Raw genomic sequence first — 12,906 nt, 5'->3', positions numbered from 1 at the left:
CAATGTTGCCAATAAAGTCTTACTGCCAGCCAAATTTACGGATGTAGTAGCCCTTCACCGCCTGGGTCAGCGCCATGTACGCCAGCAGAATCACCGGCAGGAACACGAAGTACAGCGATGGCAGCGCCTGCAGCTTGAAGTAATGCGCCAGCGGCCCCATCGGCAGGAAAATCCCCACGGCCATGATCACTCCGGTCATCACCATCAACGGCATCGCCGCACGGCTTTGCAGGAACGGAATTTTCGGGGTGCGGATCATGTGCACGATCAACGTCTGGGTCAGCAGCCCCACCACAAACCAGCCGGACTGGAACAGGGTCTGGTGGTCCGGGGTGTTGGCATCGAACACGTACCACATGAGGGCAAACGTGGTGATGTCGAAGATCGAACTGATCGGCCCGAAGAACAGCATGAAGCGCCCCACGTCCCCCGGCTGCCAGCGTTGCGGCTTGGCGAGCATCTCCTCGTCAACGTTATCGAACGGAATCGCGATCTGCGAAATGTCATACAGCAGGTTCTGCACCAGCAGGTGCATCGGCAGCATCGGCAGGAACGGAATAAACGCACTGGCCACCAGCACCGAAAACACGTTGCCGAAGTTGGAACTGGCGGTCATCTTGATGTACTTGAGCATGTTGGCGAAGGTACGACGTCCTTCGAGCACGCCCTCCTCGAGGATCATCAGGCTCTTTTCCAGCAGAATGATGTCGGCCGCTTCCTTGGCAATATCCACCGCGCTGTCCACCGAAATCCCGATATCGGCGGTACGCAGCGCCGGCGCATCATTGATGCCGTCGCCCATGAACCCGACCACGTGCCCGTTGGCCTTGAGCAGGCGCACGATGCGCTCCTTGTGGCTGGGTGTGAGCCTGGCGAACACATTGGTGGTTTCCACCGCCTTGGCCAGCTCGGCGTCGCTCATGTCTTCAATGTCATTGCCCATCAGCAAGCCTTGCTGTTCCAGGCCTACTTCGCGGCAGATCTTGGCAGTGACCAGTTCGTTGTCGCCGGTGAGTACTTTGACCGCAACACCATGCGCCTTGAGCGCCTTGAGCGCCGGCGCGGTGCTTTCCTTGGGGGGATCGAGGAACGCGACATAGCCGATCAGGGTCAGGTTGTTTTCATCCGCCAGGCTGTAGGTATCGCGACCCGGCGCCATAGGTTGTGCGGCCACCGCCACCACGCGCAGGCCTTCTTCGTTGAACGCTGCAGTGACCTGGCGAATACGCGCCAGCAACTCGTCGGTCAGCGCCTCGTTGACGTCACCGTGACGCACACTGGTGCACACCGACAGGATTTCTTCCACAGCGCCCTTGCAGATCAACAGGTGCGGCAAGCCTTGCTCGGCGACCACCACCGACATGCGTCGGCGATTGAAGTCGAACGGAATTTCATCGACCTTGTGGAAGGCCGTGCCCACGTTCAACTCGCGGTGTACGTCCACGTGCTCCAGCACCGCCACGTCCAGCAGGTTTTTCAGCCCGGTCTGGTAGTAGCTGTTGAGGTAGGCCATTTCCAGTACGTCGTCGGAGTCCTCGCCCCACACGTCGACATGGCGTGCCAGGAAAATCTTGTCCTGGGTCAGCGTGCCGGTCTTGTCGGTGCACAGCACGTCCATGGCGCCGAAGTTCTGGATCGCGTCCAGGCGCTTGACAATGACCTTCTTGCGCGACAGAAACACCGCCCCCTTGGCCAGGGTGGAGGTGACGATCATCGGCAGCATTTCCGGGGTCAGGCCCACGGCAATCGACAGCGCAAACAACAGCGCTTCGGTCCAGTCGCCCTTGGTGAAACCATTGATGAACAGCACTGCCGGCGCCATCACGAACATGAAGCGGATCAGCAGCCAGCTGACCTTGTTCACGCCATGCTGGAACGACGTAGTGGCGCGGTCGGTGGCCGTCACGCGTTGGGCCAGCGCGCCGAAATAGGTGCTGTTGCCGGTCGCCAGGATCACTGCGGTGGCGGCGCCGGACACCACGTTGGTGCCCATGAACAGAATGTTTTCCAGGTCCAGCGGGTTGCGCGTGGCGGCGTCCTGCTGCTGCACGAATTTCTCCACCGGCATCGACTCACCGGTCATCGCCGCCTGGCTGACGAACAGGTCCTTGGCCGTGAGCACGCGGCAGTCCGCCGGGATCATGTCGCCGGCCGACAACACAATCAGGTCGCCCGGCACCAGTTGCTTGATCGGCAACTCAATGCGCTTGGCGGCATCGCGGCGCAGCACGGTCGCGGTATTGCTCACCATCGCTTTCAGCGCATCGGCAGCCTTGTTCGACTTGGCCTCCTGCCAGAAGCGCAGCAGGGTCGAGAGCACCACCATGGAGAAAATCACCGTGGCGGCTTTCATGTCCTCGGTCAGCCACGAGATCACTGCCAGCAAGGTCAGCAGCAGGTTGAACGGGTTCTTGTAGCAGTGCCACAGGTGCACCCACCATGGCAGCGGCTGCTCATGCTCGACTTCATTGAGGCCGTATTGCACGCGCAGGGCATCGGCGTCTTGGGTGCTCAGGCCCTCGGCATGGCTGCCCAGCGTGCCGAGCAATTGCCCGGCATTACTGTTGGCGGCGGCCACCAGGGTTTGCGCCAACGTCGGCGGCACTTCACGGCTGACGCTGGCGTCGGTCACGGTTTCGAGCATCGCCAGGCGGCGAAAATGCCGGGCGATATGGCGGGTCCGCAGAAAGCCTGCGAAGAACTCTTTGAGCAGCGTGAGTTTCATGGTGTTACTCCTGCGCGAGGTAAAAACCCGTCGTGCAGGTACTGCCCTCTGCACCGCGCCCGTTTCACAGGCACAGACAGATTTGGCCCGCCTGCCGTAACAGGCAGGCGCGTCCGTAGCCTCCCGAGGTTAATCGGGTGGCTGGTCAGCGTCGATGAGAGAGGATCGAGGCAGGGCCAGGACTGGCCGCTACCGGGATGCCGCTTCTCGCTTTTTTGGCGAGACAACGGCATCGAAAAGAATGCGCGTTACCTTGCCAAGTACGTGCCGGTTACCGAGACCGGCCGACAACTGTCGCTCGAACAAGTACCCACTGAGGGTCTCCGCTATTGATGAAAACGCGCGAAGCTTACGCCCCGGTGCCGGCAGAGTAAACCGTAGGAAAGTGTCGAAATGGTGAATACGAAAATTCTTCAGGGTGGGTTCAGGAACCAATTTTCAAGCCCCTTGATCAATGAAAGCCCCCGCTAATTCCCCGACCTGGCGCTGTGGCGAGCGGGCTTGCCCCGCGTTGGGGGGCGAAGTGCCCCCCGATTAAGGAGAACGCGGTGTACCTGATACTACTCAGGGCCTGGTTTTGGGGCTGCTGCGCAGCCCAACGCAGGACAAGCCTGCTCGCCACCGGGAGTCCGCGCTTAACTGAACAGCATTGGCAACACCTACGCGAGAACACGATATTCCCTATCCAACAATCACTCCAGGCTTATTCCCGTCTATCCGCACCAGCGCTCACCCTGTAAGCAGTGACTCAACACTGAACAGGGAATATCAGGATGACCATCGGCTCCAATTTCAACTACCCAGCAGACATCGCCTCTCAGGCCCATCGGGAAAAACGCTGCGCAGACAATAAGTGGCGAGCAACCTTCCATGGCCCGCCGGATTTATGCTTTGACTATCGCGCCTTGGTAGAACAGGAAAACGGTGTCGCTCACGCAACGGATACCCACCATAAAATCTGCATCATCGGTGCAGGCATCACCGGCCTGACAACCGCACGCGAATTGCATAGATGCGGCTTTAAAAATATCACGCTGCTTGAAAAGTCCCAGCGCATCGGCGGCAGACACCTTACCGCTTTTGGGAAAAACAACACGCGTACGTATGGCCGTCCCCCTTTTGAAATGGGGGCAATGAGAATGCCATTCTTCAACAAATCAGGTGAACACCCTAAAGAGGGCCGCTCGCTCATGGCCTATTACGCTGACGCATTCGAATTAGTGCATTCAGACTTCCCAAATCCGGGCAGCCCTGCCGTTCGATCAACGGGTATATACCTCAGGGAAGGCAGCGTAGAAGGAAGTGACGAGCCGACCATGCTTATATGGAAGAACGCTGATGGAAAAACGCCGCCCCCCGGAGCAGCCTTGAGCACGGTTTTCGAAAAATGGAAAATGTTTGCTGAACGCATGACGCTAAACGTATCCGAACATTATGCTGCTGAAAGCTGGAATGACATGTGGACGGCCATTGTCAAAAAATACGAAGGTATTTCATTTCGGGACTTGGTGAAAATGCCAGCCATCGACACATGGCGGCAAGATGACCCCGGCAATTTTGGCGGGATGGGCATGAACGCTCAGGAGTCGGCAATTTTTTATGCCATAGGTATTGGTGATGGCAGTTGGGGAGCGTTTTACGACGTCTGTTCGCTTTATCCACTTCGCACCGCAATATTCGGTTTCAGCAGTCATTTACAGTTGATCCATGGCCGCGTGAATGAAGACGGCAGCCCGAAAGATTCACCTTATCTGAATGCCCTGGAGACCGTCGATTCAAGAGGCCTGCCGTTCAGCAAACCCTGTTACATCGGCCTTGGATCTTTGGCAGAATCACTGCTATTCATAAAGCCTGACGAGACCCGGCAATCGCTATACGAACATTTGCTTGGACATCGGCACGGATTACTGACCAGCAGCGCGGTAACAAAACTAAAAAAATTGAACAGCGGAAAAATACGGGTTTACTACGATTGGAACAGCGCCGATCCAGAGAGGGCAAAAAAAGAGTTTATCGACGCTGACTCCGTCGTCATGACCCTACCCTCCTGGCTAATAGAAACGCAGATATCACTCGAAAACTTCGATCAGAAAATGCTTCCCTTCGAAATAATATCGGCCTACAAAACGGCCCACTGGGAAACCAGCTGCAAGGTGTATGCGCCGTTAAAAAAATCGTTTATTTCGCATAATATAACTATCCCGCAAACCATCGTAACGGACAGCCTGATACACGACGTATACACTTACCGCTATAACAACAACCACACCTACGACTGCATTCTGCTCAGCTACACCTGGGAAGACGACGCCACGAAACTATTAGTTTTCACCGATGAATAGTTGGTTGAAAAGTGCATAGACGAGCTGGATAGAATACTTCTGAAATCGACCAATATACACCAAAATATTTCGCCTTATATAGCGCGTGAACAGGCCGTCGTTCAGCGCTGGATGAATGACAAACACTCACTCGGTTGCGCGAAGCTTTATCGTGCGGGCACTTACTACGATGCGGTGAGCCTGATGAAGTACAACAGAGATTACTCATACGCGTCAGGGCTCTACTTGTGTGGCGAGTCGTTTTCGGTTGACGCTGGCTGGACGGAACCGTGCTTCAGGGGAGCAATAGATACCGTGATCAACATCTGCGAGAAGACCCAGGCATCCTTCAATGGCGGCTTTACCCTGAGTGATTATCCAGAGTATCGGGTTGAGCGTTAAATAAAGAGAAACAGGCCACGGCTCAACAGGAACCGTCTGACTTTTATATAAACATATTTTCGCCTCTTATAAACGCCCAACCATTCCGGTTGTATAAAAATAAGAGGCCACACCCATGACCGAAGCTGCAAGCCCCGCCCGCGTAGCCGTGATACAGCTTGACCCGCAGGTCGGCACCGTCAACCGCGCCAACAACCTGCGTCAGACACTGACCTTGGCCACCGACGCCGCGAACGGTGGTGCCAACCTGATCGTGCTGCCAGAGCTGTCCAATTGTGGCTATTACTTCACCAGTCGCCAGGACGCTTTCGATCACGCCGAGGCAGTCCCGGAGGGAGCCAGTGTCAGGGCCTGGATGGATTTTGCCAGCCGACATCAGGTGTATCTGGTCGCCGGGTTGAGCGAAATAGACGGTACGCAGTTGTTCAATACTGCAGTGCTGCTTGGCCCGGATGGGTTCATCGGTAAATACCGCAAAGCCCATTTATGGAACAGGGAAAAGCTGTGGTTCACCCCCGGGGACACGGGTTTTCCCGTGTTTGAAACGCCCATCGGGCGCATCGGTTTGCTGATCTGCTGGGACATCTGGTTTCCGGAAGTGCCGCGAATTCTCAGCCAGCAAGGCGCCGATATCATTTGCAGCCTGAACAACTGGGTGTGGACCCCGCCGCCGCTGTTCGATGAGGCGGGCAAATGCATGGCGTCCTACCTCACGATGACGGCCGCCCATGTCAATAACGTATTTATCGCGGCCGCCAGTCGCATCGGTGAAGAACGCGACGCCCGTTACCTTGGCTGCTCGCTGATTGCCGGCACCAATGGCTGGCCCATCGGCGCCGTGGCCTCGGCCAATCGCCAGGAGATACTGTTTGCCGACATCGACATCACCAGCGCCCGCAGCGCGCCGATCTGGAACAGCCTCAATGACCTGCAGCGCGACCGACGCTGCGATCTCTACGATCAGATGCTCGGGTATGCGCAACACCCTGCCCTTCCACGCTGATCGGAGGGCACAGCATGGAGATGTTATCAACCAAGTCCAAGGCGGCTCGCTCAAGGGCCGACACAGTAGCGCTCAGCCTGTTTCTCATCAGTGCATTGCTGGTGCTGTGGATTGCCATCCGCTACGGCGGCTCCTGGCCAGGCTACAGCGACATGACGCAAAGCCTTCCCCATCCCGTTGCCTGGCTCCGCTGGGTACTGGGAGACATCAGTGAAGTCGCTTTCTACAAGCATGAACTGGCCTCCCTTGGCCTGCTGGCCGGTGCGTACCTGGCCTGGTGGGCGAGTACGCGCAATAAGGCCTGGCAAGGCTTTTCGATTTGCTACGGCAGCGGAGTATGGCCCTGGCTGGTGACCAGTTCACTGCTCGGGCTGCTGCTGAGCAATATGCTCTGGGGCTGGAGCGTCACTGCGCAGACGTGGCAACCGACATTCGCAGCGTTTGTTTCATTACCGGCCGCCATGGTGCTGATGTTCGGCGGCGGCTGGAAAGTGACGATCAATGGGGCGGTACTGGGCGCATTACTGGTAACGCCGATGTGCCTGTTGATCGTGAACTTCGTGTGCGTGCCGCTGGGCCTGCCCGTGGTGATCGGCAACGTGTCAGGCATGGCGCTGGGCAGCGTGGTGGCGTTTGTACTCTGCCGTCACGTGCCCTCGTTGGTACGCTCGGACCACCCCGCGCCCACCCGGCCAGCCCCAGTCAAACCGCCCACCTACGGCGTAGTGTGGAGCGCGCGCAGGGTGTTGGCGGACTTTTCCGAAGCGCCGTTTTTCGGTAATGAGTGGGCCAGCCTCGGGCTGATTGCAGGCGTGTTGCTGGCCTATGCGCTGAACCCCGCCAGCCCGGCCTACGGCTCGGGCCTGGTCTTGCCACTGCTTGGCGCACAAGCCCTGACTTCGGCGTTGGGTGTGCTGATCTGGAGGCAACAATGGATCAAGCGCGGCTGGTTCCCCACGTATGTGCCGCTGGTATCGGTAGTGCCTGCCGCCGTATTGACCCTTGGCGGCAGCTGGATGGTCGTGGGCTCAAGCGCACTGCTGGGTGCGCTGATCGCACCGCCATTGGCCTGTGCGATTGCGGCGCGATTGCCGGCACATTTTCATCCGTATATTGGCAATGTGATTTCAATGGCACTGAGTACGCTCCTGGTGGTGCCGCTGGTGGGCTGGTTAAACGAGATGTAGACAACCCCACCGAATACACCAGCAATCCGAGACCTCTGTGGCGAGCGGGCTTGCCCCTAATGCCAGTCAGTTAAGCCAGCGTGATGCTCGAAGCAACGAGCGGTGCGACTTTTCGGTGTACATATCGGTTTGTGCGGTAACGGCGACTTAGGGTTCCGCCCTTACAGCGGGTCACTTTTGGAAAAGAGCCCCAAAAGTAACCAAAAGGGCTCTTGCCCCAACACTCGGCACCTCGCCCAAGCTCGGTGTGCCCGAACGCAGGCTTTGGAGCGTGGGCCGCCGCGATGGGCCATCCTTGGCCCAGCGCGGCTAACCCGGCGTCCTGCCGGGTTACCCACGCTCCAAAACCTGCGTTCGGCCAGCGTGTTTGACGGGGCGCTCCAGATCAAAAGCAAAAGCGCGGCGGCCTGAGAGCCGACCGGAATGGTCTGCCGAACGCTGTACAAAATGTGGGAGGGGGCTTGCTCCCGATGGCGTCGGCCCAGCAAACATTGATGTTGACTGACCCACCGCTTTCGCGGGCAAGTCGAATCGTCGCACCACCGCTCCCACAGGGGAGCTGCGCTTAACTGACTGATATTAGGGCTTGCCCCGCTCGCCACAGCCACAACCAACTGACCTCAATCCTCGCGCGTCAACACTTCCAGCAACTCAATCTCAAAGCGCAGGTTGCTGTTGGGCTTGATGTGCGCGCCCATCGACCGCTCGCCATACGCCAGGTGCGCGGGCACGAACAAGGTGCGTACGCCGCCCACTTGCATGCCCATCAGGCCCTGGTCCCAGCCCTTGATCACACGCCCGGTGCCGATCACGCACTGGAACGGCTTGCCCCGCTCCCAGGACGAATCGAACACCGTGCCGTCTTCCAGGGTGCCGGTGTATTGGGTGGTGATCAGCGCGCCCTTGACCACGGCTTTGCCAGTGCCCGGCCGCGTATCGGTGATCTGCAATTGGTCGTTGTTCATGGAGCCCTCATTGACGAATACGTGCGGCAAGTGCAGCAGCACCTGCGTGGGAACGATCAAGCGATCAACCTACAACCACCGCCAGAACCTGCTCCACCATCCCCGCCCCAGATCATCCTTGCACCCGGCATACTGGCGCGCATACATCTGCGAACGCGCCTGCACCTTGCCCGCCACCGGGAGCAGCCAGGGCTTGCCGGCGTAGGTGCGCTGGCGGTAGCCGCCCCAGCCTTCGTGGTAGTTCAGGTATTGGCCGTACGCGTCGTATTTGTAGACGCCGTTGATGGTGTAGGTCTTGTCCATGTACCAGCCGACGAAGTCGATGGCATCGTCGAAGTCTTCACGATCGGCGCCGCTGCGGCCGGTGCTTTTGCGGTAGTCGTTCCACACTTCATCCTTGGCCTGGGCGTAGCCGGATGCGGTAGAGACGCGGCCCCAGGGGATGATCCACAGCAGGTATTTACGCGGGGTCTTGGCGTCGTGGCGGAAACCCGACTCCTGATACATGATGGCGAACGGTACTTCGATTGGCACGCCCCAGCGCTTTTGCGTGACCTTGGCGGCGTCGTACCAGTCGTCCTTTTCGCGGAAGATGGCACACAGGTCATTGGGACTGCGCGGCGGCGAGGTGCCGCACGCGGCCAGTAGGGAAGTGAGGACCAACAGTCCGACAGCTTTGCCTGCGCTCAAGGGGCACCTTTGCGTGATATGCGAAAGGCGCCCATTTTACGCACTCATTGACGTCGATGCCGACTGCTCATCGCGTCTCCAGCGCCTGCGCCACAACCGTGGCGCAAGCACTGGGTTGAATCAGGCCAATGGCACGCGACGGCTGGTCAGTGCGAAACGGCCTACGAAGAAGCTCAAGGCAGCGCCCAGCAACAGCATCGCCAAGGTGCTCCAGGCAGCGCGCGACAGTTGCTTGGCGGCCACTTCACCGGCTTCGCGGGCTTTCTGCTCGGCTTGCTGCTTGAGTTCTTCAACCTTCTGCATGGCTTGCTGATAAGCCTGGGCATAGTTGTCGACGATCTGGGTAGCTTCTGCCTTGCTCTTGCCAGTACGCGCAGCAACGATATTGACCAGTGCTTCCTTATCGGCAGCGTTCAGCGCCGGTTCGCCCGAAGCCTTGACGCGTTCGAACCACTGCTTCAACTCATCGCCGGCCTGGGCAGGATTGTTCGCAGCATCGGTTGCCGACTGCTTGCCATCAGCAGCGGCCTGATCGGTTTTCTGCTCGACGTTGGACGGGTCCAACTCAGGCTTGCCGGTCTGCTTGAGCAAGGTGTCGAGTTGACCCTGCAGGCTGTTCCAGTCCAGCTGGATGCCCCGCTCGTTCAATTGCTGCTTGATGCTGTCACCGATGCCCGGTGCGGCGGCGGCGATACCGCTACCGGCAGCCGACAGGCCTTTGCCCACTACATTGCCGGCAGTGCCGACCACGCTTGAGGCCAGGCCGGCCAGCAGCCAGGTGGTGAACAGGGTGGTCAGGGTCCAGGTCAGCACGCCGTGCAGACCGCCGCGATCCGGCGCAGTACGCCCGGCCACGAATGCACCGACGGCGATCGCCACCAGCGTCGAAACGAACAGCCAGATCCCGGCACCGGTGCCGAAACCACTCAGCGGGTTACCCGCTTCCATCGGGTTGACGGCGCTGGCGCCGATTGCAGTGCCGAGCACGCTCAAGACCAGATAGGTCACCAGTGCAATTGCACTACCGGCCAATACCGAGCTCCAGGACACGCGAAACAACGAACGGTTGGTTTCATAGACAGTGGTCATACAAGAGGTCCTTCACAAGTTATAGAAGCAAGGCAAAGTGCCTTGATCTTGTGAGTGTGGCGAAACGACATACGTTCAGTCTTGGCCCATCTGCACTATCCAGACTGGTGCATTCGCACCTGAACGGGATCATTTTTTCTGCACGTTCACGAACCTCCCCTGTCTTAGTTTCATGCACTTAAAGATCGGAGAGCCCATGACACAGGACGTTCTTGCCAAAGAAACCAACCGCCGCCAATTGCAGCAGATCATCTCGGGCTTATCCGATGGCGTGATCCTGGCCGAGGTCGACCAGACCATCCTCTGGGCCAACGAAGCCGCGCTGGCCATGCACGGCGTCGGCGATGTGATGGGCCTCGGTAGCGACGGCCGGCAATACGCCGAACGCTTTGCTCTGCGCTATCGAAACAATCACCCGGTGCAGGCGGACAACTACCCCCTCGCCCGAGCCGCCGCCGGCGATGAATTCAGCGATGTGGTGGTCGAAGTCACGTCCACCGCCGACCCGGACAAAACCTGGGTGCACCGCCTGCGCAGCCTGGTGATCGCCGATGCCAAGGGTGAGCCGGAATTGCTGGTGCTGATCCTCAGCGACGCCACCGAGTGGGCCAGCGCCGAGCAGCGCTTCGAAAAAACCTTCAACGCCAACCCGGCGCCCGCCGTGATCTGCCGCCTGAGTGATCTGCGCTACATCAAGGTCAACCAGGGGTTTTTGGAAATGACCGGCTACAACCGCGACCAGGTCATCGGCAAGTCCGTGTATGAACTGGACGTGCTGGAGCAGGCCGAGCGCAAGGACCTGGCCATCCAGCGCCTGGGGGAAGGCGCGACCATCCCGCAAATGCAGGCCGAACTCAAACTGCCCGAAGGCGGCAGCAAACTGGTGATCGTCGCCGGGCAGCCGCTGGACATGAACGAGGAAGACTGCATGCTGTTTTCCTTCATGGACCTGGAGCCACGGCGCAAGGCGGAAATCGCCCTGCGCCAGAGCGAGGAGCGCTTTGCCAAATCCTTCCGCCTCACGCCCGTGCCGACGCTGGTGTGCAATGCCGCCAACCGCCAGGTGGTAGACGTCAACGAAGCGTTCATGAACATCACCGGCTATATCAGCCAGGAGCTGATCGGCAAGGCCATCGAAGACATCGACTTTATCGACAGCGCTTCAGCCGGCGCGCAGTTGTTCGCGACCCTGGAAAAGGTCGGCAACCTCGACGGGCAAGAGTTGAAAGTGCGCAAAAAAGGCAATGAAGTGATCGACTGCGTGGTGTCCGCCGACACCGTGAGCATCGAAAACGTGCCCTGCTACCTGCTGGTGTTGATGAACATCACCGAACGCAAACGCTCGGAGCTGGAACTGGTGGCAGCCATCGAAGAAGTGATGCAGGACGCCTCGTGGTTCAGCCAGACCCTGATCGAGAAGCTGGCCAACGCCAAAAGCGTCAACAGCCCCAACCTGCCGAACGTGACCTTCACCGACCTGACCGCACGCGAACGCGATGTACTGGGGCTGATCTGCGAAGGCCTGGCCGACAAGGAAATCGCATCGCGCCTGAAGCTGGCGCCCAATACCGTGCGTAATCATGTGGCCACGGTGTATTCCAAACTGGGGGTGCACAGCCGCAGCGCAGCGATCGTCTGGGCCCGTGAACGCGGACTGTTTGCCGGAGAACTGCGCCTGAAAAACAAGCCTTAGACATGCAAATGCACTAGTGCCTCTAGTGCGAATTCGCCTTCTGGCGCGGGGGAGCGATCAATAACCTTGAAGGGACCGCATTGAATGCCCTGAAGGAAAATGCATGCTCACCGTCTCTCAATTGCGCAATTGCATCGAGGAAGGCCTGTTGCCGTTAACCTGTGAGTTCACCCTGTGCCGGGATGCGTCACTGACCCTCAAGGTCTACGACGCCGAGACCGGCCGGGTGGACCTGGTCGTCACCGGAATTACCACCAACCGGCTGCACACCCCGGAGGAAGTGACCAGAATGGTCGAAGAGCTGCGCTACGAACTGCAAAGCAACACCGTAGGCAAGCTCACGCTGGATGATTGGCCGTCAATCACGCCCCGATAAAACAGCACACCTTCTCCCGACGATAAACTCCCCCCATCTGTAGGAAGGTAACGCGACCCTTGCGGCCGGTTACCTTGATGCAGGACGCTGCGCGATTATTTCTTCGCCGGGGTGATCTCAAGAATGGTGCCGTTGGTGGTCTTGAGCAGTACATACTTGTCGGCCGCCTTAGCCCACTGGTTGTTTTCACCTGGGTCCTTGAGGCCATGTTTTTTCCAGTCTTTTACCGCCGATTCCTCGCGCATCAGGATATCCGGCGCGCGGTCGCCCTCTTTCAAGTCACGGGCATTGATGTTGGAAGGCTGCACGGTTTCCTGGGGGGTATCACCGGCCTGGGCCACAAAGCTGGCGGTGGACAGGCTTGCAGCAACGAGAACGCAGGCAGCTAGGGATCTGGACTTCATGGGTGCTCCTTCAATTAATGACGCGTACCCAGATTCCGACCGCAGCCGCGT

Annotated in this window: 9 protein-coding genes and 1 pseudogene; 5 read left to right on the top strand and 5 right to left on the bottom strand. The window is 58.7% G+C overall.

Annotation, left to right across the window (positions count from 1 at the left end):
- Positions 1-19 precede the first annotated feature (19 nt).
- A complete protein-coding gene (gene mgtA / locus JOE32_RS02025; RefSeq protein WP_209980975.1) occupies positions 20-2,725 on the bottom strand; it encodes a magnesium-translocating P-type ATPase in 2,706 nt (901 codons plus the stop codon).
- A gap of 773 nt (positions 2,726-3,498) precedes the next feature.
- Between mgtA and JOE32_RS02020 the strand changes: the two are divergent.
- From JOE32_RS02020 to JOE32_RS02010, 3 genes and pseudogenes are all read left to right on the top strand, one after another.
- Positions 3,499-5,448, top strand: a pseudogene (locus JOE32_RS02020) (FAD-dependent oxidoreductase).
- 115 nt (positions 5,449-5,563) lie between these two features.
- On the top strand, positions 5,564-6,451 hold the full coding sequence (locus JOE32_RS02015) for a nitrilase family protein (protein WP_209980973.1): 888 nt from the start codon (positions 5,564-5,566) through the stop codon (positions 6,449-6,451).
- 14 nt (positions 6,452-6,465) lie between these two features.
- On the top strand, positions 6,466-7,638 hold the full coding sequence (locus JOE32_RS02010; protein WP_209980971.1) for a hypothetical protein: 1,173 nt from the start codon (positions 6,466-6,468) through the stop codon (positions 7,636-7,638).
- A 620-nt stretch (positions 7,639-8,258) separates the two neighbouring features.
- On the opposite strand, the gene JOE32_RS02005 is transcribed toward JOE32_RS02010, so the two are convergent.
- From JOE32_RS02005 to JOE32_RS01995, 3 genes are all read right to left on the bottom strand, one after another.
- Positions 8,259-8,603: an FKBP-type peptidyl-prolyl cis-trans isomerase gene (locus tag JOE32_RS02005; protein ID WP_209990257.1), complete on the bottom strand. Its 345-nt coding sequence runs from the start codon at positions 8,601-8,603 to the stop codon at positions 8,259-8,261.
- Positions 8,604-8,672: 69 nt separating this feature from the next.
- Positions 8,673-9,293, bottom strand: coding sequence for a hypothetical protein (locus JOE32_RS02000; protein ID WP_122457676.1), 621 nt, complete (start codon positions 9,291-9,293; stop codon positions 8,673-8,675).
- Positions 9,294-9,413: 120 nt separating this feature from the next.
- On the bottom strand, positions 9,414-10,382 hold the full coding sequence (locus tag JOE32_RS01995) for a hypothetical protein (RefSeq protein ID WP_209980969.1): 969 nt from the start codon (positions 10,380-10,382) through the stop codon (positions 9,414-9,416).
- Between the two features lie 196 nt (positions 10,383-10,578).
- Here JOE32_RS01995 and JOE32_RS01990 point away from each other — a divergent pair, with 196 nt between their 5' ends.
- Together JOE32_RS01990 and JOE32_RS01985 are read left to right on the top strand one after the other, a co-directional pair.
- A complete protein-coding gene (locus JOE32_RS01990; protein ID WP_209980967.1) occupies positions 10,579-12,075 on the top strand; it encodes a helix-turn-helix transcriptional regulator in 1,497 nt (498 codons plus the stop codon).
- A gap of 103 nt (positions 12,076-12,178) precedes the next feature.
- Entirely contained in the window at positions 12,179-12,451 is a 273-nt protein-coding gene (locus tag JOE32_RS01985) for a DUF1652 domain-containing protein (protein WP_057009068.1), read from the top strand.
- Positions 12,452-12,546: 95 nt separating this feature from the next.
- Here JOE32_RS01985 and JOE32_RS01980 read toward each other — a convergent pair whose 3' ends face one another.
- On the bottom strand, positions 12,547-12,855 hold the full coding sequence (locus tag JOE32_RS01980; RefSeq protein WP_209980965.1) for an RcnB family protein: 309 nt from the start codon (positions 12,853-12,855) through the stop codon (positions 12,547-12,549).
- Positions 12,856-12,906 lie beyond the last annotated feature (51 nt).

The sequence above is a fragment of the Pseudomonas sp. PvP025 genome (genome assembly GCF_017832155.1).
Classification (GTDB): Bacteria; Pseudomonadota; Gammaproteobacteria; order Pseudomonadales; family Pseudomonadaceae; genus Aquipseudomonas.
The sequence above is the reverse complement of the archived record's forward strand: the minus strand, read 5'-3'. Positions and strand labels throughout refer to the sequence as shown.